The organism is Caballeronia sp. INML1, from assembly GCF_023631085.1.
GTDB classification, from domain to species: domain Bacteria; phylum Pseudomonadota; class Gammaproteobacteria; order Burkholderiales; family Burkholderiaceae; genus Caballeronia; species Caballeronia turbans.
The window spans coordinates 1-19,988 of the sequence record NZ_JALQDT010000050.1; the positions used below are offsets into that span (position 1 = coordinate 1).

At 63.6% G+C, this 19,988-nt stretch carries 23 protein-coding genes; 11 read left to right on the top strand and 12 right to left on the bottom strand.

Going from position 1 to position 19,988, the window contains the following annotated elements; all coding sequences use genetic code 11:
- On the bottom strand, nucleotides 1-1,218 hold a 1,218-nt coding region (locus NCR38_RS15720; RefSeq protein WP_250477338.1), incomplete at its 3' end, for an aspartate aminotransferase family protein.
- 155 nt (nucleotides 1,219-1,373) lie between these two features.
- On the opposite strand from NCR38_RS15720, the gene NCR38_RS15725 reads away from it, so the two are divergent.
- On the top strand, nucleotides 1,374-2,789 hold the full coding sequence (locus tag NCR38_RS15725; RefSeq protein WP_061116126.1) for a PLP-dependent aminotransferase family protein: 1,416 nt from the start codon (nucleotides 1,374-1,376) through the stop codon (nucleotides 2,787-2,789).
- Between the two features lie 44 nt (nucleotides 2,790-2,833).
- On the opposite strand, the gene NCR38_RS15730 is transcribed toward NCR38_RS15725, so the two are convergent.
- A complete protein-coding gene (locus NCR38_RS15730) occupies nucleotides 2,834-3,094 on the bottom strand; it encodes a hypothetical protein (protein WP_061116032.1) in 261 nt (86 codons plus the stop codon).
- Between the two features lie 235 nt (nucleotides 3,095-3,329).
- On the opposite strand from NCR38_RS15730, the gene NCR38_RS15735 reads away from it, so the two are divergent.
- Nucleotides 3,330-3,665, top strand: a complete 336-nt coding sequence (locus NCR38_RS15735; RefSeq protein WP_250477339.1) for a hypothetical protein — start codon at nucleotides 3,330-3,332, stop codon at nucleotides 3,663-3,665.
- Nucleotides 3,666-3,672: 7 nt separating this feature from the next.
- Here NCR38_RS15735 and NCR38_RS15740 read toward each other — a convergent pair whose 3' ends face one another.
- From NCR38_RS15740 to NCR38_RS15775, 8 genes are all read right to left on the bottom strand, one after another.
- Nucleotides 3,673-4,305: an H-NS histone family protein gene (locus NCR38_RS15740; protein WP_061116030.1), complete on the bottom strand. Its 633-nt coding sequence runs from the start codon at nucleotides 4,303-4,305 to the stop codon at nucleotides 3,673-3,675.
- A gap of 42 nt (nucleotides 4,306-4,347) precedes the next feature.
- Nucleotides 4,348-5,886, bottom strand: a complete 1,539-nt coding sequence (gene hpnR / locus NCR38_RS15745) for a hopanoid C-3 methylase HpnR (RefSeq protein ID WP_061116029.1) — start codon at nucleotides 5,884-5,886, stop codon at nucleotides 4,348-4,350.
- 172 nt (nucleotides 5,887-6,058) lie between these two features.
- Nucleotides 6,059-6,847, bottom strand: coding sequence for a class I SAM-dependent methyltransferase (locus NCR38_RS15750; RefSeq protein ID WP_061116028.1), 789 nt, complete (start codon nucleotides 6,845-6,847; stop codon nucleotides 6,059-6,061).
- 15 nt (nucleotides 6,848-6,862) lie between these two features.
- Nucleotides 6,863-7,642 carry an ABC transporter substrate-binding protein gene (locus NCR38_RS15755; protein WP_061116027.1) on the bottom strand — a complete coding sequence of 260 codons (780 nt, stop codon included), beginning with the start codon at nucleotides 7,640-7,642 and terminating at the stop codon, nucleotides 6,863-6,865.
- 151 nt (nucleotides 7,643-7,793) lie between these two features.
- Nucleotides 7,794-8,198, bottom strand: a complete 405-nt coding sequence (locus NCR38_RS15760; protein ID WP_250477340.1) for an Hsp20/alpha crystallin family protein — start codon at nucleotides 8,196-8,198, stop codon at nucleotides 7,794-7,796.
- 13 nt (nucleotides 8,199-8,211) lie between these two features.
- Nucleotides 8,212-8,646: an Hsp20/alpha crystallin family protein gene (locus tag NCR38_RS15765; protein WP_061116025.1), complete on the bottom strand. Its 435-nt coding sequence runs from the start codon at nucleotides 8,644-8,646 to the stop codon at nucleotides 8,212-8,214.
- Nucleotides 8,647-8,848: 202 nt separating this feature from the next.
- Entirely contained in the window at nucleotides 8,849-9,226 is a 378-nt protein-coding gene (locus tag NCR38_RS15770) for a DUF934 domain-containing protein (protein ID WP_061116024.1), read from the bottom strand.
- On the bottom strand, nucleotides 9,223-10,980 hold the full coding sequence (locus tag NCR38_RS15775; protein ID WP_061116023.1) for a nitrite/sulfite reductase: 1,758 nt from the start codon (nucleotides 10,978-10,980) through the stop codon (nucleotides 9,223-9,225). Before NCR38_RS15775 ends, NCR38_RS15770 begins: the two co-directional genes overlap by 4 nt.
- A gap of 212 nt (nucleotides 10,981-11,192) precedes the next feature.
- Here NCR38_RS15775 and NCR38_RS15780 point away from each other — a divergent pair, with 212 nt between their 5' ends.
- Both NCR38_RS15780 and NCR38_RS15785 read left to right on the top strand, forming a co-directional pair.
- Nucleotides 11,193-11,381, top strand: coding sequence for a DUF2970 domain-containing protein (locus tag NCR38_RS15780; RefSeq protein ID WP_061116125.1), 189 nt, complete (start codon nucleotides 11,193-11,195; stop codon nucleotides 11,379-11,381).
- A 71-nt stretch (nucleotides 11,382-11,452) separates the two neighbouring features.
- Nucleotides 11,453-12,436 (top strand): 2-dehydropantoate 2-reductase, encoded by a 984-nt coding sequence (locus tag NCR38_RS15785; protein WP_250477341.1) that lies wholly within the window; start codon nucleotides 11,453-11,455, stop codon nucleotides 12,434-12,436.
- A 4-nt stretch (nucleotides 12,437-12,440) separates the two neighbouring features.
- Here the strand turns inward: NCR38_RS15785 and NCR38_RS15790 are convergent, their stop codons facing one another.
- Nucleotides 12,441-13,646, bottom strand: coding sequence for an NAD(P)/FAD-dependent oxidoreductase (locus NCR38_RS15790; protein WP_061116021.1), 1,206 nt, complete (start codon nucleotides 13,644-13,646; stop codon nucleotides 12,441-12,443).
- Nucleotides 13,647-13,936: 290 nt separating this feature from the next.
- Here NCR38_RS15790 and NCR38_RS15795 point away from each other — a divergent pair, with 290 nt between their 5' ends.
- Complete coding sequence (locus NCR38_RS15795; RefSeq protein WP_061116020.1) at nucleotides 13,937-14,317, top strand: nucleotide pyrophosphohydrolase; 381 nt, start codon at nucleotides 13,937-13,939, stop codon at nucleotides 14,315-14,317.
- 82 nt (nucleotides 14,318-14,399) lie between these two features.
- A complete protein-coding gene (locus NCR38_RS15800) occupies nucleotides 14,400-15,581 on the top strand; it encodes an acyl-CoA dehydrogenase family protein (RefSeq protein WP_061116019.1) in 1,182 nt (393 codons plus the stop codon).
- Nucleotides 15,582-15,591: 10 nt separating this feature from the next.
- Here the strand turns inward: NCR38_RS15800 and NCR38_RS15805 are convergent, their stop codons facing one another.
- Nucleotides 15,592-15,843, bottom strand: coding sequence for a DUF4148 domain-containing protein (locus NCR38_RS15805; RefSeq protein ID WP_061116018.1), 252 nt, complete (start codon nucleotides 15,841-15,843; stop codon nucleotides 15,592-15,594).
- Nucleotides 15,844-16,080: 237 nt separating this feature from the next.
- Here NCR38_RS15805 and NCR38_RS15810 point away from each other — a divergent pair, with 237 nt between their 5' ends.
- The 5 genes from NCR38_RS15810 to NCR38_RS15830 all read left to right on the top strand — a co-directional run bounded on the left by NCR38_RS15810 (nucleotide 16,081) and on the right by NCR38_RS15830 (nucleotide 19,987).
- Nucleotides 16,081-17,118 (top strand): M14 family zinc carboxypeptidase, encoded by a 1,038-nt coding sequence (locus NCR38_RS15810; RefSeq protein WP_061116017.1) that lies wholly within the window; start codon nucleotides 16,081-16,083, stop codon nucleotides 17,116-17,118.
- Nucleotides 17,115-17,909 (top strand): alpha/beta fold hydrolase, encoded by a 795-nt coding sequence (locus NCR38_RS15815; protein WP_061116124.1) that lies wholly within the window; start codon nucleotides 17,115-17,117, stop codon nucleotides 17,907-17,909. The genes NCR38_RS15810 and NCR38_RS15815 overlap by 4 nt, the downstream gene beginning before the upstream one ends.
- Before the next feature lie 19 nt (nucleotides 17,910-17,928).
- Entirely contained in the window at nucleotides 17,929-18,435 is a 507-nt protein-coding gene (locus NCR38_RS15820; RefSeq protein ID WP_061116123.1) for a cupin domain-containing protein, read from the top strand.
- A gap of 280 nt (nucleotides 18,436-18,715) precedes the next feature.
- Nucleotides 18,716-18,955, top strand: a complete 240-nt coding sequence (locus NCR38_RS15825; RefSeq protein WP_061116016.1) for a hypothetical protein — start codon at nucleotides 18,716-18,718, stop codon at nucleotides 18,953-18,955.
- Nucleotides 18,956-19,156: 201 nt separating this feature from the next.
- Nucleotides 19,157-19,987 carry a GNAT family N-acetyltransferase gene (locus tag NCR38_RS15830; protein ID WP_250477342.1) on the top strand — a complete coding sequence of 277 codons (831 nt, stop codon included), beginning with the start codon at nucleotides 19,157-19,159 and terminating at the stop codon, nucleotides 19,985-19,987.
- Nucleotide 19,988 lies beyond the last annotated feature (1 nt).

Here is a 19,988-nt window from a genome sequence, read left to right on the forward strand (position 1 = left end):
CCCCCCCCCCCCCGCCCCCCCCCCCCCCCCCCCACGCCCCCCCCCCCCCCCCGCCCCCCCCCCCCCCCCCCCCCCCCCCCCCCCCCCCCCGAGCCCGAGATTGCGGATGTCCTTCACGAAGGGCGCATCGCGCAACGCGTGCGCGGCGCTTTCGAACTTTTCGGCCTTCGACGCCGCGCGCTCGAACAGCTTGTCGCGCCGATACAGATCGAGCGTCGCGATGGCCGCGGCAGTCGCAACCGGGTGCGCTGAATACGTATAGCCGTGGAACAGTTCGATGGCGTTAGCGGCGCCCGCGTTGACGACCGTGTCGTGCACGTTGCGATGCGCGGCCACAGCGCCCATCGGAATGGTCGCGTTGTTGATCGCCTTGGCCATCGTGATGAGATCGGGCGTCACGCCGAAGTACTCGCTCGCCGTCGCCTTGCCCAGACGCCCGAAGCCGGTGATGACCTCATCGAAAATCAGAAGAATGCCGTATTTCGTGCAGATCTCGCGCAGCTTCTGCAAGTAGCCCTGCGGCGGCACGAGCACGCCCGTGGAACCGGCGAGCGGCTCGACGATCACGGCCGCGATCGTCGACGGATCGTGCAGCGCGACGATGCGTTCCAGATCCTCGGCAAGATGCTCGCCCCATGTGGGCTGCCCTTTCGTGAACGCGTTGTGCGCGAGATCGTGTGTATGCGGCAGATGATCGACCGACGGCAACAGCGCGCCCGAGAACGTCTTGCGATTCGGCGCGATGCCGCCGACCGAAATCCCCCCGAAGCCGACGCCGTGATAGCCGCGTTCCCGGCCGATGAGTCGCGTGCGCTGGCCTTCGCCGCGCGCGCGATGATAGGCGAGCGCGATCTTGAGCGCCGTATCGACCGACTCCGAGCCCGAGTTGGTGAAGAAGATGCGGTCGAGTCCTTCGGGCATCAGATCGGCAACCCTGGTCGCGGCTTCGAATGCGAGCGGGTGACCCATCTGGAAGGTCGGCGCGAAGTCGAGCGTCGAAAGCGCCTTATGCACCGCATCGACGATCTCGTCCCGGCAATGGCCTGCGTTCACGCACCAGAGGCCCGCCGTGCCGTCGAGCACTTCGCGGCCGTCGGTCGAGCGGTAATACATGCCCTTCGCACTTTCGAGCAGGCGCGGCGCGGCCTTGAACTGGCGATTGGCGGTGAACGGCATCCAGAACGACGAAAGGTCATCGATGACGGGGCGAGCATTCATGGCGGGTCTCCTCCTCGGAAAGAACGGTCACTGCACTGTATTCCTCGGCAAAATTGCACGGCATAGACAGTTGAATCACTGCGCTGCCAACTGTGCTGGCAAAATGCTGCGGACTGTATTGGTTGGCGCGCGTCGGCCGCGCTATTCTCGAATCCATGATCGAACTCAAGCTGGAGCGCGGCACGCGGCAGGCGCCGACGCTCGTCGAACAACTTGTGCACGCGTTTTCCACGGCGATCGAAGAGCAGACGCTGCGCGCGGGCGCGCTCCTGCCGTCGGTGCGGCGTCTCGCCGAGGCTGAAAGCCTCAGCACGTTCACGGTGACGGAGGCGTACGGCAGGCTCGTATCGATGGGCCTCGTCACCGCGCGGCGCGGCTCGGGCTATCGCGTGGCCGCGCGCGGGCGCAGCGAACGCGTGCAGGCGGTCGCCTGGCAGCCGCCGAGCCTCACCGCGACGTGGCTTCTCTCGGACGTATTCGCCGATCATTCGGTGCCGATCAAATCAGGCTGCGGCTGGCTGCCTAACGAATGGGTCAACGAGAGCGGCCTGCAACATGCGCTGCGCGCGGTGAGTCGCGTGCCGGCGGCGCGCATCGCGGATTACGGGCATCCGTATGGCTTCGCACCGCTGCGCGAGCGGATCGCGGAGCAGATGGACCGTCACGGCCTGCCGGTCGATGCCGCGACGAACGTGCTGTTGACGGCGGGCGCGACGCAGGCGCTCGATCTCATCGTGCGCACGTTATTGCGTCCGGGCGATGCGGTCGTCGTCGAAGATCCGGGCTACTGCAATCTGCTGCAGATTCTGCGGCTCGCCGGTCTTAAGGTGCATGGCGTGCCGCGCACGGCCGCGGGCATCGATACAGACGTGTTCGAGCGCATCGTCGTCGAGCATCGGCCGAAAGCGGTGTTCCTCAACACGACCTTGCAGAATCCGACGGGCGCGACGTTCGGCATGGCGTCGGCGTTTCGTCTGATGCAGATCGCGGAACGCCACGGCCTGTGGGTCGTCGAGGACGATGTGAACCGCGAGCTCGCGCCGCCCGGCGCGCCCTTGCTCGCGGCGATGGAAGGGCTGAGCCGCGTGCTGTACGTCGGCGGTTTCGCGAAAACGATCACGCCCGCGCTGCGCTGCGGCTATGTCGTCGCTGAACGCGATGTGTTGCGCGAACTGGCGCGCACGAAGATGGCCGTGGGCCTGACGTCATCGGAGGCGACGGAGCGCATCGTCGAGAAAGTGCTGACGGAAGGGCGCTATGCGCGGCATGTGGAATTCGTCGTGGAAAAGCTGAAAGACGCGCATGCGCTCGTGGAGGAGCGCATGGACGCATTGGGCGTCGAGCTGTTCCGGCGTCCGCGTGCGGGACTTTTCGTGTGGGGTGCGTTGCCGATCGATCCCGCAGACGGAAGCGCAGTCGCAACGCGCGCGTTGCAGCACGGCATATGGCTCGCGCCCGGTTCTTATTTCCGTCCCGATGATGCAGAAAGCGCGTGCTTTCGTTTCAACGTCCCGTATTCTCTGGATGATGCGCTTTGGACTTTTCTGGATAAAGCGATTAAGGGTTTTTAGAAGCGGACACGGCGAATCGAATCATCATGTCCGCCCGATTGATCTTATTGCGCGGCTTGAGAAGAAGCCGATGCGGAAACCTGTCCCCGTTGAATCTGTGCGGTGCGTTCCGTATTGCCGAAATCACTGCGACCTTGCGCGGCTTCTTCCGCCGCGAACGTTTGCGCGCTGACGCCACGCTGTGAAGCAGGCGCGCCGGTATCGGGACGATAATGCGGCGCCGGGCCATAGCCGCTTGCGAATGCCGAACCGGCGAAAAGAGAACTCAATGCAATAGCAAAGCCCACTACGAGTCGCTTGTTCACGAGATTGCTCCGTCGAAAATAAGGATGCAGTTGTCTGACAGTAACAACTGCAATCGGAGAGGCGCGTTGTTCGCTACAAAACGCTCCCGACATGCGAACGGAGTGTAGAAGGACTGAGCTGTTTTTTAATCGCACGAAAAGCCAATTGAGTTTTCGCCGATCTCAAACAATGGGATTACGCGGCGGCCAAGCTATGCATTTGCCTGGCCCGCGACGCCGCAAGCTGCGCCCGCAAATGTTCGCAGACATCTTTTCGGCGCACTGCATTGAGCGGATCGCACAGTCGAATGGTGAGTGTCGACGCCTGCGGACGCAGCGCGGGCGGATCATCCGCGTCGGTGTCGGGGGCTTCCCACAGTACGACCGTGAAAGTGCCATCCGAGACTTGCACGACCTGAAAGCGCGCTATATCGATCTTCGTCAGTTCGTGCGATTCGATCGACTGATGCATGGCGTCCTCGGCATTGTCGGCGTGTGTATCTGGATAGACGCAAGCACCATGCCGACGCCAGAAACTTTATGGGCGCGCGGCGCTTGCCGCGCATCCTTCGATTCTTCCGCTCGTTCCTGAATAAAGCTCAAACCGATGACGAGACGCCCGACGCCGGCGCCGCGTCCGCATTGTCCTGCTCAGGCACGGTCGCGGCACTCGGTGCCGCTTTCGCAGCGCGTTTGCGCGGCGCGCTGCGCTTCGCGTCCGCGTTGGCCGCAGACGCTTTTTTCGCAGCAGGCGCCGCAGTTTTTTTCTTCGCCGCCGGCGTGCTCGTTTGCGCTGTCGTGGCTTTCTTCGCAGGCTTTTTAACCGCCGCTTTCTTGCTGGCCGCCTCGGGTTTGACCGGCTTCTCCGCGCCTTCCGCGTCGATCAGAAACTTGCTGCGATCCTTCACGCCGGCTATCCACGCAGGCGGGCGCGCCCAGCCGCTCCATGTTTCGCCCGTCTTCGGATTGCGGTACTTCGCGGGCAGCTTGCCTTTCTTTGCGAGCTTCGTCATCGCTTCGTGGCGACCCGCCGGCGCGGGTAAGGCCACGTGCGGCTTCGCGGCGCGTTTGACCTTCCTGCCGTGCCGGTCGATATCCGCGGTCGTGAGGCCGTGCCTGTCCATCATCGCGCGAATATCGTCGAGCACGGCTTGCGCGCGCTTCGCGATCAATTGCTCGGCCTGCGCCTGCAGCTTCTTCAGTTTCGCCTGCATCTGCTTGAGTGTCGCCATCGCTGTCTCCTCTTTCGTTGCTTGTGGGTTGTTGGGGAGGCGCTAATCGGCGCCCATTCTCGTTTCGTCGACGAACTTCTCGGTTGCATCGTCGATGCGGCGCGACCTGCGTCCCGCAGGACCGTGAACATAAACGGCCTTGACGTTCGCGGATGCGTCCGGCGCGGGCGGCGGCGTCATCAGGTAGCGAGCCTCGCGCGCATGATCGGCCAGTTGCAGGCGCGGATCGAATACCGAGTTGAAGCGCCACAGCATGCGCACGAAATTCGTCTGTCCATGCATCAGCAAGTGCATGGCCTGACCCGCCGCGCCGCGCAATGCGGCCCAGCCCATGTGCTTGCGATTGAGTACTTGCTGCGTGCGCACGAGCTCCGCATAGAACTCGGGCAATGGCAGGCGCGTCGGCAAGACCGAATGCTGAATGTCGTAGAGCCGGTAATCGAGGCTGGTGAGACGCCGCTGTTCGCGCAGCCAGATCTCCGTGCCGGGGTAGGGCGTGTTGACGCTGATGTTCACGATCTCAGGAATATCGAGGCACCATTGCCGCACGGTTTCGAAGCGTTCACGGTCCCATTCGGGATCGGCGATGAGATTGAGCGCGACGGTAATGCCCAGCGAGCGCGCGAATTCGAGCGCTTCGAAATTCTTGTCGAGCGTGATGCGCTTGCGAAACGCTTTCAGTCCTTCGGCGTCGATCGCTTCCATGCCGATAAACATGTACTGCAAACCGAGCGTGCGCCAGAAACGGAAGACGTCCTTGTTGCGCAGGAGCACGTCGCCGCGCGTTTCGAGGTAGTACTTCTTGCGGATGCCGTGCCGCTCGATTGCACGGCCGATCTCCATGCCGTGCTCCGCGTGCACGAACGCGACATCGTCGACGATGAACACGCCCGGCTCGCGTATCGACGCAAGTTCCTTTGCAATGATCTCGGGACTGCGCGAACGATAACTTCGGCCATAGAAAGTCCACGCGCTGCAGAAGGTGCAGTCCCACGGACAGCCGCGTGCGAATTCAATCGATGCGCACGGGTCCAGCGTGCCGATGAAATATTTGCGCCGATGCCGCAGCAGATCGCGCGCGGGCAGCACGTCGTCGAGGCTTTCGACGAAGCGCGGCGGCGGCCCCGAGCCGTCGGTCGTGACCGCGCCGGGAACCGCGAGCAGGTCGCTCTTCGTCGCGGCCGCCTGAAGCAGAGCATTCACCGATGCCTCGCCTTCGCCCTTGAGCACGCAATCGATCGCGCCTTCGGCATGACGCAGGATGTCGCTTGCGGTGAACGATGCGCTATGTCCCCCGACGAACACGAAACAATCGGGCAGCAGCGTCTTCACCGTCCTGGCGAGATCGATGATTTCGGGGATGTTGGCGAGATAGTTGCCGGAGAAGCAGAGCGCGTCGGGGCGCCATGCGCGCACGAGGCGGTCGAAGTCGCGGTGCGTTTCGACTTGCAGATCGATCAGGCGCACATCGTGTCCTGCCTGACGCACGGCCGCCGCCACGGTTTCGAGTCCGAGCGGCTCGAGTCGGAGGAACACGCGGGTGTACATCAGGCCGCTGGGATGAACGGCGAGCACTTTCATGGACTCTCCTCGCGGGAACGAATCACATCGTGCGGATCACATCTCCATTCGGGCGCGGCCTCGTTGTCGGTGTTGGGGCCGTTGTTCCATTCTCAGCCTTCGGAAAAGGAATGCGAAGGCGGTATTCATTCTACTGTCGGCTCGTGCGCAGTGCTCGCTTGCGTGCCGATGCTCATAACTTGATCGCAACGAACGCGGCGGTCTCGTAAGGCACGGTGACTTCATGCTTGCCGCTGAGCTCGGGTTGAGATTCGATCAGCTTGCGCACCGCTGCATCGATTTCGGCGCGCGCTGCTTCAGGCAGTGACGCAATGAAGCTCGTCGAGCGGACGCGATGCACGATCACATCTTCGGGCGAACCCGTATGGCCGAGCGAGAAATGCGTATCGACGAGCGGACCGAAGCCTTCATGCGGAAATGCGTTGCGCCATGCGCCCGTGTAATAGCGCGGGGCGTCGCCTTCGTATCGGTTGACGATGGCATCGAGCTTCGCGACCCACGGCACGCGCGCATCGCGCAGATTCCACACGAGGCCGAGGCGGCCGCCCGGCTTCAGCACGCGATGAATTTCGTCGAGCGCGGCGCGGCTTGCAAACCAGTGAAACGACTGCGCACACACGACCGCATCGACCGATGCGTTCCCGAGCGGCATCGATTGCGCGGTGCCGGCAAGCGCCTCGACATCGGGCAGCGCGGCCGCGAGCCTGACGCGCATCGAATCGACCGGTTCGACCGCGATCACGCGCGCGCCCGTCTGCAGGAGACGCGGCGTGAACTTTCCGGTGCCCGCGCCGAGATCGACGACGCTCGCGCCGGGTTTCAGCCCGAGCGTATCGGTGAGCCAGCCCGCGAGTGCCGGCGGATAGTCGGGCCGCCCGAGCACGTAGCTATCCGCGTTGGCCGTATAGCCTTGCACGGCTGCGCGATGCACAGTCGATCGATCGTTCGCGGGCTGCGTCATCGTCGTTAACTCACGTTATTCGCCGTAGATATCGAAGTCGAAGTACTTCCGCTCGATGCGCTTGTAGGTGCCGTCCTTGATCATCGCGGCGATGGCGCCGTCGAGCTTTTCCTTCAGGTCGGTGTCTTCCTTGCGCAAGCCGATGGCCGTGCCGGGCCCGAAGATCGCGCTGTCTTCCAGTGCGCCGCCCGCGAAGCCGTAGGGCTTGCCGCGCGGCGTCTCGAGAAAGCCGCGTTCGGCCTGTACGGCATTTTGCAGCGACGCGTCGAGGCGGCCGGCGAGCAGATCCTGATAGACCTGATCCTGATCCGCATAGGACACGACCTTCACGCCCTTCGCGCCCCAATGCGCCTTCGCGTACGTTTCCTGCATCGAGCCTTGCTCGACGCCGACCGTCTTGCCCGCAAGCGAATCCGCCGTCGGCTGGATGTTCGAATCGCGTCTGGCGACGAGGCGCGTGGGCACATGAAAGAGCTTGCTGGAGAACGCGATCTGCTTGACGCGCGCGGGTGTCATCGACATCGTGGAGAGCACGCCGTCGAACTTGCGCGATTTGAGGCCGGGAATCATGCCGTCGAATGCATTTTCGACCCACACGCATTTCGCGTTGAGACGCCGGCAGAGTTCATTGCCGACATCGATGTCGAAGCCGACCAGCGTGCCGTCTGGTGCTTTCGATTCGAAAGGCGGATAACTTGCATCGACACCGAAGCGGATAGTCGACCATTCTTTTGCATGCACTCCGATCGACACGGCCAGCATCGAACCCAACAACACCGTCAACAGCCTCTTCACGATAGTCCCTTCTTTCCATGAGTATTTGAGCGGAGGCGGCTTTAAGCCGCCGCTGACGATTATAGAGGCGTGCGTGCAGCGCAAAAAAGAAAAACGGCCGCGAAGAGGTCGCGGCCGTTCGAAGCGAAAGTTATAGCGTTGTTGTCAGCGCTTATCCTGCACGCACTTCGACGCGGCGCGGACGGGCTTCCTCGCGACGCGGAATCGTCAGCCTGAGGACGCCGTTGGTGAGATTCGCGTCGATCTTCGTCGTGTCGAAGTCGTCGCTCACCGTGAAGGCGCGTGCGAAACGCGGTGCGCGCAATTCAGCATGATGCACACGCACCGCGCCTTGCACGGGCAGCTCCGCTTCGGCTTCGATGGTGAGGCGGGCATCGTGCACCTTGACGTCGAGCTTCTCGCGCGACACGCCGGGAAGATCGGCCCAGAGCGTGATGCCGTGGCTATCCTCGACGATATCGACCGCCGGCGTCACCGTTGCGCGGCGCACCGCGTCTTCGTTCTTGCGCGCCACTTCGTTCGTGCCTTGCGGGGCGACTTGCGTATTATCGGTCATGATGTTTTCCCTCTTACTGAATGGTGATCGCGCGCGGCTTCGACGCTTCGCGCTTGCCGATGGTGATGGACAGCGTGCCGTTCTCATAGCGCGCTTCGACCTTGTCGGCGTCCGCATTTTGCGGCAACTCGATCACGCGGCGGAAACTGCCGTTGAAGCGTTCTTTTGCATAAGTGCGGGCGCCTTCCACTGTTGCTTGCGCCTTGCGCTCGCCACTGATGGTGAGCGTGCCTTTGTCGACGGTCACATCGAGCGAAGCGGGCTCGACGCCCGGCGCAAACGCGACGATGTGAATCGCATCATCCGTGCTGCCGATGTTCAGACGAGGGAAAGCATCCGCACGGCTCGAACGAATGCTGGAAGGAAGATTGCCGAAGAGCGAGGACACCTGCCGTTGCATGCGATCCAGCTCCGAAAAAACGTCGCCGCCAAAATAAAAGTCACTCATGGTCCAGTCTCCGATATGCGGCCCAACGTGGCCGGCAGCAGGAAGTTGAAACGACAGCGCGGTTATCGCTGCCTGTGCATTCAAAGTAGGAGCGAAGGCTATCGTTTCAATACCGGAGCGCTATGTTTCCAGTGCAATTTTTTTTCGCGTGGCGGCTCTTGAAAGGCGTCGAAGTGTTCTTATTTCGATCCGAATGCGCGCTTCAGTTTGACGCCAGATCGCCCTGGTAGTAGCCGGCGAAACGTGCGAACTGTCGTTCGGCATCAGTGATATCCACCCCTTCCTTGAGCACCGCGCTCGAAAACCCCGTCCGCTCCATTTGCACGAGTTGATCGATCAACACGTCGCCGGTTGCGCGCAAGTCCCCTTCGAAACCCAGACGCCGACGCAGCAGATAAGCCTGGCTATAAGCGCGCCCGTCGGTGAAGTGCGGAAAGTGCAGTTCGATGCGATCTATCTCCGCGAAACGATCTTTCAGCGATCGGGGATCGTCGTCGTTTGCGAGGATCGCGACACGTTCGTTCGTATCCGCGTCGCGATCCTGATGCGCGAGAATGCGCATGCGTCGAATGTCGTTCATGCCGTCTCCTCGTCGTTCGTTCGGGCTGCATGGGCTGCGGCCTTGAAGGGTTCGAGGCCTACTCGGCGCACGGTGTCGATGAAGCGCTCATGGCGCTCGCGCGTGTCGCGATAAGTCGTGAGAATCGCCTCGATCACATCCGGCACTTCGGCTGCGCTGAACGACGGGCCGATCACCTTGCCGGGCTGCGCCGTGCCGCTCGCCGCGCTGCCGTCCGATCCGCCGAGGGTGAGCTGATACCACTCGCGTCCGTCCTTGTCGACGCCGAGCACGCCGATATGCCCGCTGTGATGATGCCCGCACGAGTTGATGCAGCCGCTGATATGCAGATCGATTTCGCCGATATCGTCGAGCTCGTCGAGATCTTCATAGCGCTCGGTAATCGCCTGCGCGATCGGCAGTGAACGAGCATTCGCGAGCGCGCAGAAGTCGCCGCCGGGACACGCGATCATGTCGGTGAGAAGCTGCACGTTCGCGCTCGCCAAGCCCGCTTCGCGCGCGGCTTGCCATAGCGCGAATAGCTCGTTTGCACGCACCCAAGGCAGCACGACATTCTGCGTGTGCGTGACGCGCGCTTCGCCTGCCGAGAAGCGATCGGCGAGATTCGCGACGATGTCGAGCTGGTCCGCGCTCGCATCGCCCGGTGCTTGCAACAGCCGCTTGAACGACAGCGTCACGATGCGCAGCGCGGGGTCCTTATGCCGCGCCACGTTGCGTTGCAGCCAGCGCGCGAAGAGCGGATGGGCGTCCGGGTCGATGTCATCGAACGTTGTAAGCGGCGCATTCAACGCGGGCGGCACGAACGACGCACTCACGCGGTCGAGTTCCGTCTGCGAGATGAGATGCGGCGCGCCGTCGTGCTCGACGATCTGCCGGAACTCTTCGTCGACATCGTCGATATAGCGCTGGCCCTCGGCTTTCATCAGAATCTTGATCCGCGCCTTGTACTTGTTATCGCGGCGTCCGTAGCGGTTATACACGCGCACGATCGCCTCGATGTAGTTCATGATGTGCCGCCACGGCAGAAACTCCCGCATCAACGTGGCGATGACCGGCGTGCGCCCCATGCCGCCGCCCGCGCTCACGCGAAAGCCGAGCTCGCCGCTATCGTTGCGCACGAGTTGCAGGCCGACGTCGTGCCACGCGGTCGCCGCACGATCCTCGCTCGCACCCGTGATCGCAATCTTGAACTTGCGCGGCAGAAAGGCGAATTCGGGATGCAGCGTCGTCCATTGCCGCATGATCTCGGCGAACGGACGCGGATCGGCCACTTCGTCGGGCGCGACGCCCGCGCGTTCATCGCAGGAAATGTTGCGAATGCAATTACCGCTCGTCTGAATACCGTGCATGTCGACGGTGGCGAGCAGGTCCATCACGTCGGCGGATTTGTCGAGCGGGATCCAGTTGAATTGCACGTTGGTGCGCGTCGTGAAGTGCGCGCAATGCGTCGGCAGGCGTTCGGTCCCGAGCTTGCGCTGAGCCTCGCTGGCGGCGCGATAGACTTCGGGATCGGGATTGTCGTATTCGCGGGCGATGCGCGCGAGCATCCGCAATTGCGCGCTCGACAGCTCGCCGTAGGGCACGGCCACGCGCAGCATCGGCGCATGGCGCTGCACGTACCATCCGTTTTGCAGGCGCAGCGGACGGAACGCATCTTCGCTCAGACGGCCGTCCTGCCAGCGCTCGAGCTGATCGCGGAACTGCGAGGCGCGGCTCCTCACGAAGGATTTGTCGAACTCGGTGTATTGGTACATGGAAGCAGCGGCATGGCGGAAAGAAGGCCAACGATAGAGGGCGTCGCCGCATTCCGAAAGCAGCAGTTGCGATGAATTCGACGGTAGCAGTCAATGCCACGCGCCGTTCTGCTACCGCCGAATACACCGCATCTGCTGCTGTTTTTCACATGACGCGGCGCGCAACATCGATGCATGAAAGATCGATTCGGACCCACGTGAAGGAGCCGCTCATGGAACTCTTGAAGATGATGCGCATCGTGTTTTGGAGCTTTTTCGGCGTGCGCAAGCGCGCGTCGCACAACGCCGATTTCGCGCATGTGAAGCTGCCGCTCTTGCCGGTCATCGCCGTGATGCTCGCGGGCGCGTTCGGTTTGACGCTGCTGACGGTCGCGAAGCTCGCCACGGGCATCGCGCACTGATTGCGCGGCGCGCAGCGCGTCCCGCTCTTACAATGGCGATCGGATGATTGCCATGAGCGAGGATCGGGACCATGAAAGTATGCGTATATGGCGCGGGCGCCATCGGTGGATGGATCGGCGTGAAGCTCGCGCAGGCGGGCTGCGATGTCGGCGTGGTCGCACGCGGCGCGACGCTCGACGCGTTGAAGAAAGAAGGGCTGCGGCTCGTCGAGACCGATGCGACGCATACGGTGAAGGTCGCGGCAAGCGCCGAACCCACGGATCTCGGCGCGCAGGATCTCGTCATCGTGGCGGTGAAGGCGCCCGCGATGGAATCCGTCGCCATGCATATCGCGCCGCTGCTTTCAAGCGACACGACCGTGCTGACCGCGATGAACGGCGTGCCCTGGTGGTTCTGCGACGGTCTCGGCGAGCCTTTCGCGGGCAAGCGCCTCTCGTCGGTCGATCCGCACGGCACGATCGCCGCGGCGATTCCAGGCGCGCAGACGGTCGGCTGCGTCGTGCATGCTAGCTGCTTCGTCGAAGCGCCGGGCGTCATCCGGCATCGTCAGGGCAGAGGCCTGATTCTCGGCGAAGCGACGGGCGCGCCCACCGCACGCACCGAATCGCTCGTGTCGCTCTTCTCGAAGGCCGGCTTCGACGCCACGCTCTCCACGCAGATTCAACGCGACGTCTGGTTCAAGCTGTGGGGCAACATGACGATGAACCCCATCAGCGCGATCACCGGCGCGACCACCGACCGCATCCTGAGCGACGATCTCGTGCGCGGCTTCGTGACGAACGTCATGCTCGAAGCGAAGGAGATCGGCGCGCGCTTCGGCATTCCCATCGACCAGGATCCGGAAGATCGTCACGCCGTCACGCTCAAGCTCGGCGCGATGAAAACGTCGATGTTGCAGGACGTCGAGGCAGGCAAGGCGGTCGAGCTCGATGCGTTTGTCGCCTCGGTGCGCGAGCTGGGCGCGATAACCGGCGTGCAGACGCCGTTCACCGATGCCCTGCTGGGCCTCGCGCGCCTGCACGCGCGCACGCTGGGCCTCTATCCGGCGGCGTGAGCCTTTACGCCACGACGATACGCAGCGGGTCCGCGGCCGCGAACGCTTCGGCCCGCTCCGCGCTCGGCGGATAAATCCACTCGGTGTTGATGCGCGTCTTCAGTTCCTTTGCCTGCGCGCCAGACATCTTCACTTCACGCTCCCAGCCTTCCGTATAGACCGCGCCCCACGGTCCCAGATCGAGACACGTCACGTATTTCGGCTGGCTGTAGGGGATCGGCGCTTCGCCCAGCAGGTCCGCTGCAACATTGTGGCCCGCCGATCGGCCGAGGTTCATCGCGTGCTGACAGGACATCATCGCGTGATTGCCGTCGTCGTCGGTGGCGGCGTAGGCGACGTCGCCCGTGGCATAGACCGTGTCGACACCCAGCACGCGCAGATTGCGATCCACATGCAGACGCCCCAGCGCGTCGCGCTCGGCGGGAATGTGCGCGGTCAGCGCGCTCGCGCGCACGCCGGCGGTCCAGATCACCGTGCTCGCTTCGATGCGCTCGCCTTCGGACGTGATGAGGCCGTCCGCATCGACCGATGTCACCGCCGCGCCGAGCCGCCACTGCACGCCGAGCGCCTCGAGCGCCTCGACGATGACCGGACGCGGACCCGCGCCCAGGTCCGGACCGATTTCCTTGTCGCGCTCGACAATGATGACCCGCACCTTCGCGTTCTCGCCGAGCGCCGCGCGCAGGCGCGCGGGCATTTCCGCCGCCGTTTCGATGCCCGTGAAGCCGCCGCCGGCGACGACCACCGTGTTGCGCGCGAGCGTGTCGGGCTGCGTCGCGAGGGCCTTGATATGCGCTTCGAGCGCGGCGGCTTCATCGACCTGATCGACGCTGAACGCGTGCTTTGCAAGCCCCGGAATCTGCGGGCGGAACAGGCGGCTGCCCGTCGCCAGAACGAGTCGGTCGTAGTTTATCGACGACGGCGTGCCGTGCGCGCCGAGCACGTCGACTTCGGAGCGCTCGACGTGAATGCGCTCCACCGTACCCTGAATGAATCTCACGCCCGTGGACGCGAAAATGTCCAGAAGCGGCGCCTTCATGCCCGCTGCATTTTCTTCATACAGACGCGGACGCACGTGCAGATGCGGCTCCGGCGCGACCAGCACGACTTCGATATCTGTGCGGCCGTGCTGATCGATAAGGCGCGCGGCGGACAGGGCGCTCCACATGCCGGCGAAGCCGGCTCCGACTACCAGAATGCGCTTGGACATTTCGATGCTCCGTGGATTTCGATATTGGGGTCGTTCGACGGACGGTTATCGTCGTCATCGATTAACTGCGATTTTATGAGTCGTAGTTAATCGAGGCAAGAAAATTTTCCGGCGCGTGTCAAAATGTCTCAGGTTAGAGGATCGGAATTCGAGGTAAGCGAGTTCCAGACATCAGAACGTTGATCTGGGACAAGGCAAGGCGCAGTTGGAAAGCGGAAAAGCCGCGAAAGCCGAAGGAGTCCGCCGTCGCGCTAAGCTAAAGGCACGCAACGAAACGTCAGAGGAAGGTCATGGATCAGCACGACCAGCAAGAAGGCACAAGCGAACTCGTCCGGATGCGCGACATGCTGCGCGAGTTCGTCAGCGAGCGGGACTGGAGCCGCTTTCACTCGCCGAAAAACCTCGCGGCGGCGTTGTCCGTCGAGGCGAGCGAATTGCTTGAGCCGTTCACGTGGCTCGCCAGCGGCGACAAGGCCGAGCTCGACGAAGCGAAGCTACGAGCGATCCGTCACGAAATGGCGGACGTGCTCGCTTATCTCGTGATGCTCGCGGACTCGCTCGATGTCGATTTGCATCGGGCGCTGATCGAGAAAATGGCGCTGAACCGGTCGAAGTATCCGGTACACAAAGTAAAGGGCGACGCGCGCAAATACACCGAGTACGACGAGTGAGCGGCCTTCGCGAAAGCTTCTGGCGCGCAACGCGCCCGGGCGGTTAAGCTTGGGTTCGCCCCGTTCCCCTGGAGGATTGTTGATGGACTTTTCGCTCTCGCCCGAACTCATCGATCTGCAGGCGCGCGTGCGCGCTTTCATCGCGGAAGAAATCATGCCCTTCGAGCGCGATCCGCGTTGCACGCCGCATGGCCCGAACGAGGCGCTGCGCGCCGAGCTGGTCGCGAAAGGGCGCAAGGCGGGGCTGTTGTCGAGTCACGTTTCGCCTGAATTCGGCGGCCTCGGCCTGAATCACGTCGCCAAGGCCATTCTGTTCGAAGAAGCGGGTTATTCGCCGCTCGGCCCTGTCGCACTGAACATTGCTGCGCCCGACGAAGGGAACATGCATCTGCTCGAGGCTATCGCCACGCCGCAGCAGAAGGAACGCTGGCTGCGTCCGCTGGCTGCGGGCGAGATCCGCTCGTGTTTCTGCATGACCGAACCGCCGCCGGGCGCGGGCGCCGATCCCGCGATGCTGCAGACCACGGCGGCGCAGGACGGCGACGAATACGTGATCGATGGACGAAAGTGGTTCATCACGGGCGCAGAAGGCGCGGCGGTCGCGATCATCATGGCGAAATTCGCCGACGGCCCAGCGACGATGTTCCTCGCCGATATGTCGAGCCCGGGCATCGTCATCGAACGTGCGATGGATTCGCTCGACACGTGCTTTCCCGGTGGCCACGGCGTCGTGCGCTTCGAGGGCTTGCGCGTGCCGAAAGCGAACGTACTGGGCGAGCCGGGTGAAGGGTTTCGTTATGCGCAAGTGCGGCTCTCGCCCGCGCGTCTCACGCACTGCATGCGCTGGCTCGGCGCCGCGCGGCGCGCGCACGATGTCGCGACGGCGTATGCGCGGCAGCGTCAGGCGTTCGGCCGTGTGTTGGGCGAGCACGAAGGCGTCGGCTTCATGCTCGCGGACAACGAAATGGATCTGCACGTGACGCGCCTCGCCATCTGGCACTGCGCATGGGTGCTCGATCAGGGCGTGCTCGGCAAGCACGAGTCGAGCATCGCGAAGGTGGTGTCATCGGAGGCGCTGTGGCGCGTCGTCGACCGCTCGGTGCAGGTGCTCGGCGGTCAGGGCGTCACGCATGAAACCGTCGTCGCGCGGATTTTCGCGGACATGCGCGCGTTCCGGATCTACGACGGTCCGTCGGAAGTGCATCGCTGGAGCATCGCGCGGCGCATTCTGCGCGGGCAAAAGCCGCGCCCCGAATCCGCCTGACGAATGCGGCTCACTGCACCGTGTTTTCGCCGCGAGCCTGGCGCTGCGCGATGATGCGGCTCGCGCGCAACGCATTGTCGGGATAATTCAGCCAGTCATTCGGATCGTAGCCGGCCGAGCGCCAGAGCAGGAAATCCTGCTGGACCTGCGCGCGGGTTTTCGGCGCGTTCGGATCACTGGTTTGCGCCTGCGGTTGCGCGAGCGCGGAGGCCGCGCAGCACAACGCTAGCGCGCCGACGATGAAACGGGGGATGGATGACATGACAGAACCCTCACACCGCATGACACGGCGATTTCATTCTAGGTGACACGACGCTAACGTGCAGGGCACCGTTCTGGTGACGCCCCATACATGACGGTTCGCGTACGGCTGCGTGATATCCGATATGTCGTGTATTGACGATGCGCCCTATACTCGATCTTTCCGGGCACGGACTTCCCGGCGCAAAAACCGAGCCGCCGCCCGAGCCGATTAATACAAGACGACAAGGCCGCAGTCATGAGCACTTCGAGCGTCGCCGTGACCAGCAGTTTTCCGGAGATGGATGAACTGAAGGCGATTCGCATCGCGGGCGGCGCGCGCTTCGCGTGGCGCACGATCGGCGAAGTGCAGGCGCGCCGTCAATCGTTTCCAATTTTGACCGCGTCGATCGGCTCGGACGATCCGCAAGCGCCCGCGATCGGCTTTTTCGGCGGCGTGCACGGGCTGGAATGCATCGGCACGCAGCTCGTCCTCGAATACATGCGTGCGCTTTTGCGCCGCCTCGAATGGGATGAGACGCTGCATCATCAGTTGCGCGCGATCCGTCTCGTCTTCATGCCGATCGTCAATCCCGGCGGCATGTTCGCGCGCACGCGCGCGAATCCGAACGGCGTCGACCTGATGCGCAACGCGCCGCAAAGCGCCGAGGGACGCGTGCCGTTTCTCGCGGGCGGCCAGCGCATCGGGCCGTGGCTGCCGTGGTATCGCGGGCCTCTCGACGGTCGCATGGAAGTGGAGAGCGCGGCGCTGCTTTCCGTCGTCGAGGAGCAACTGATGTCGCGGCCGCTCAGTTTCGCGCTCGATTGTCATTCGGGTTTCGGCTGGGACGACAGCATCTGGTTTCCCTACGCGCGCACCGAGCGCCAGATGGCGCATCTGCCGGAAATGTTCCTGCTGAAGACGATGTTCGAGGCGTCGTATCCGCATCACGGCTACGCATTCGAGCCGCAGAGCCATCAATACCTGTTGCACGGCGACCTGTGGGATTTCGCGTATGACCGCTCCCGCGCGCCCAGCATTTTTCTGCCGATGACGCTCGAACTCGGCTCGTGGCGCTGGATTCGCAAGAATCCGATGCAGCTGTTCTCGCGCCTCGGCATCTTCAATCCGATCAAGGCGCATCGCACGCGGCGCGTGCTGCGGCGCCATCCGAACTTCTTCGATTTCCTCACGCGCGCCGCGTTCTCGTCGCGGCGGTGGCTGCCGAGCGGCGAATGCCGCGAGGACGTGCTGCGGCGCGCGCGCGAGCACTGGCAGCGCACGGGCGCATCATGAGCGATTGGGTGCTCCTGCGCGGTCTCACGCGCGAAGCGCGTCACTGGGGCGCGTTCGATGAAGCGCTCGTCGCACATGGGGTCGTCGGCGCGGGCGAGCGTGTCGTGTGTGTCGATTTGCCGGGCAATGGCGCCGAACATGCACATACGGCGCCGGTTTCCGTCGTCGCGATGATGGACTTCGTGCGCGAGCGCGCCGTGGCGCTGAAGGTGCGCCTGCCGTGCCGCGTGCTCGCGATGTCGCTCGGCGGGATGGTCGCGACCGCGTGGGCCGAACGACATGCGGACGAGATCGAGCGGCTCGTGCTCATCAACACCAGCATGCGCCCGTTCGCGCGCCTGCCCGAACGCCTGCGTCCCGCCGCATGGCCGATGCTCGCCCGCATCGCGATCACATGGACGCAGCCCGAACGATGCGAGGCGATGATTCTCGTGCTCACATGCAATCGCAACGACATGCGCGACGCGGATATCGCGCGCTGGGCATGGCTGCGGCGCACGCATGGCGCGAGCGCGGCCGGCGCGCTGCGTCAACTTGCGGCGGCTGCGCGATTTCGCGCGGGTGACGAACGGCCGCGATGTCCGGTGCTGCTGCTGTCGTCGGCGGCTGACCGGCTCGTCGATCCGGTATGCTCTGCGCGCATCGCGAAACAATGGCGCGCGCCGCACCGGGTGCATCCGTGGGCCGGCCACGACCTGCCGCACGACGATGCCGACTGGACGTGCAACGCGATCGCCGTATGGCTCGGCGAGCATGAACGCACGCGTGACATTCGCGCGGCAAGCGCATGATTTCGACAATCAAGACCCCATGAAACCGCCCATCGTCAATCTCGATACGCTCGATCCTCAACCGCTGCCGCCCGAGTTCGCGCCGACCGGCGCCGCCGCCGAACGCTATGCGCCGCGCATCGCGCGTATCGGCGGCATGCTCGGCGCGAGGAAGCTCGGCTATAGCCTCATCGTGCTCGAACCGGGCAAGCGTGCGTTTCCGTTGCATCATCATCGCGTGAACGAGGAGATGTTTTTCGTCATCGAAGGCGAGGGCGAAGTGCGTGTCGGCCAAGAGACGCATGCGATTCGCGCGGGCGATGTCATCGCCTGTCCGCCGGGCGATTCCGAAACGGCGCATCAGATCGTCAACACGGGCGCGCAGGCGTTGCGCTACCTTGCGATCAGCACGATGCAATCGCCCGAAGTGGTCGAATATCCGGACACGGGCCGCCAGGCCGTGCTGGTCGCGGATGAACCCGGCGTGAAAGGCCTGCGCGCGGTTTTTCGCGCCAGCGATTCGCTCGGTTACTGGGACGGCGAGTGAATGCCGCATACGCCGCCTCCTCGATGAGTACTGCACGCAACGATCGGCACTTCCGCGCTAAATCCCGTTACTGCCTCTAAAGCATGTGCGATTCCGGCCACGCTTAGGGAAAGCTCGTGTTGCAACGCAGCATCGCATTGCGTATGCTGTTCCTGGCGGGGGCATGAGTCTCCGCTTTCATCGAGACATCGACACGAACAATCAAACGCCGGAAAACACAGAGCGTTCATCGGGCAGGACCGGTAAGCATTACGGATCTCCGCCTGAAGGAGCCGCACATATGGAACTGACCACATCGTCGAAACCGACTCTGCATATCTTCCAACAGGAAGGCGGGTGGCATTGGGGCATCACCGTCGAACGGGCGGCGGGAGGCGGAATGAAGGTCGTTGCGTATAGCGACGAAGGCTTCGATTCCGAGGAAGCAGCGCGCGAGGACGGCGAGCACGTCTTGCGCTCGGAAGACTGGCGTTCGCGCCAGAGTTTCAGCCGTAGCGAACGGCGTCAAGGGTGTACCTGATCGGGGCGAAACACGTTCGCCTCGATGTTCCCCCGCCGTTCTGTCCATCCCACGTTGTATCCATCCCTCGCTGCATCTTTCCCCTGCATCAGAAACGCGCGACACTGAATGCACCTGCATTTCGAGAAGACGTGCCATATGTCGTCCGTTCCCTGTCCGTCTCACGCCACGCCTGACGATCCTCGCTTCGCCATACGCCGCATGACAGCGCGCCATGCCGCCATCGCACTCGACTGGGCCGCGACCGAAGGATGGAATCCGGGCCTCGACGACGCCCGCGCTTTCTTCGCCGCTGACCCGCAGGGCTTCTTCGTGGGCACATGGGACGGCGTGCCGGTCGGCTGCATCTCCGCGGTCGCATACGGCGATGCCTTCGGTTTCATCGGCCTGTATATCGTGTGTCCGCAATGGCGCGGCAAGGGCTTCGGCATGCGCTTGTGGAACGAAGGCATGCGCTATCTCGGCGCGCGCAACATCGGGCTCGATGGCGTGCTCGCGCAGCAGCCGAACTATCGCAAATCAGGCTTCGTGCTCGCGTATCGCAACGTGCGCTACGAGGGCGTCGCGCCGGCGCATGAAGAGCCGGTCGATGGCGTGACGATCGTCGACGCGCCCGCCGTGCCTTTCGATAGCCTGCTCGACTACGACACGCGCATGTTTGCGTGCGAGCGTGCGGCGTTCCTGCGCGCGTGGCTGTCCCAGCCGAAAAAAGACGCACGCGCTCTCGTCGCGCTCGATGGCGACGCGATATGCGGGCTCGCCGTGATACGGCGTTGCGGCGCGGGGCACAAGATCGGTCCGCTCTTCGCCGACGATCTCACGACTGCGCGCGCGCTCTATCGCGCACTCGTGTCCGCGCTGCCGGGCGAAACCGTGTTTCTCGACGTGCCCGAGAGCAATCCTGCGGCGGTTGCGCTCGCCGTCGAGCACGACATGAAGAGCGTCTTCGAAACGGCGCGCATGTACACGCGCGCGGCCCCGAGCGTGCCGCTTGCGAATGTTTTCGGCGTGACGACTTTCGAACTCGGCTGAA

Bases quoted from the DNA above. Each gene is read 5' to 3' on its own strand.
- NCR38_RS15725 (WP_061116126.1), top strand. From the start codon at position 1,374: ATGATCGAACTCAAGCTGGAGCGCGGCACGCGGCAGGCGCCGACGCTC.
- NCR38_RS15735 (WP_250477339.1), top strand. From the start codon at position 3,330: ATGTTCGCAGACATCTTTTCGGCGCACTGCATTGAGCGGATCGCACAG.
- NCR38_RS15740 (WP_061116030.1), bottom strand. From the start codon at position 4,305: ATGGCGACACTCAAGCAGATGCAGGCGAAACTGAAGAAGCTGCAGGCG.
- hpnR (WP_061116029.1), bottom strand. From the start codon at position 5,886: ATGAAAGTGCTCGCCGTTCATCCCAGCGGCCTGATGTACACCCGCGTG.
- NCR38_RS15750 (WP_061116028.1), bottom strand. From the start codon at position 6,847: ATGACGCAGCCCGCGAACGATCGATCGACTGTGCATCGCGCAGCCGTG.
- NCR38_RS15760 (WP_250477340.1), bottom strand. From the start codon at position 8,198: ATGACCGATAATACGCAAGTCGCCCCGCAAGGCACGAACGAAGTGGCG.
- NCR38_RS15765 (WP_061116025.1), bottom strand. From the start codon at position 8,646: ATGAGTGACTTTTATTTTGGCGGCGACGTTTTTTCGGAGCTGGATCGC.
- NCR38_RS15770 (WP_061116024.1), bottom strand. From the start codon at position 9,226: ATGAACGACATTCGACGCATGCGCATTCTCGCGCATCAGGATCGCGAC.
- NCR38_RS15775 (WP_061116023.1), bottom strand. From the start codon at position 10,980: ATGTACCAATACACCGAGTTCGACAAATCCTTCGTGAGGAGCCGCGCC.
- NCR38_RS15780 (WP_061116125.1), top strand. From the start codon at position 11,193: ATGGAACTCTTGAAGATGATGCGCATCGTGTTTTGGAGCTTTTTCGGC.
- NCR38_RS15785 (WP_250477341.1), top strand. From the start codon at position 11,453: ATGAAAGTATGCGTATATGGCGCGGGCGCCATCGGTGGATGGATCGGC.
- NCR38_RS15790 (WP_061116021.1), bottom strand. From the start codon at position 13,646: ATGTCCAAGCGCATTCTGGTAGTCGGAGCCGGCTTCGCCGGCATGTGG.
- NCR38_RS15795 (WP_061116020.1), top strand. From the start codon at position 13,937: ATGGATCAGCACGACCAGCAAGAAGGCACAAGCGAACTCGTCCGGATG.
- NCR38_RS15800 (WP_061116019.1), top strand. From the start codon at position 14,400: ATGGACTTTTCGCTCTCGCCCGAACTCATCGATCTGCAGGCGCGCGTG.
- NCR38_RS15805 (WP_061116018.1), bottom strand. From the start codon at position 15,843: ATGTCATCCATCCCCCGTTTCATCGTCGGCGCGCTAGCGTTGTGCTGC.
- NCR38_RS15810 (WP_061116017.1), top strand. From the start codon at position 16,081: ATGAGCACTTCGAGCGTCGCCGTGACCAGCAGTTTTCCGGAGATGGAT.
- NCR38_RS15815 (WP_061116124.1), top strand. From the start codon at position 17,115: ATGAGCGATTGGGTGCTCCTGCGCGGTCTCACGCGCGAAGCGCGTCAC.
- NCR38_RS15820 (WP_061116123.1), top strand. From the start codon at position 17,929: ATGAAACCGCCCATCGTCAATCTCGATACGCTCGATCCTCAACCGCTG.
- NCR38_RS15825 (WP_061116016.1), top strand. From the start codon at position 18,716: ATGGAACTGACCACATCGTCGAAACCGACTCTGCATATCTTCCAACAG.
- NCR38_RS15830 (WP_250477342.1), top strand. From the start codon at position 19,157: ATGACAGCGCGCCATGCCGCCATCGCACTCGACTGGGCCGCGACCGAA.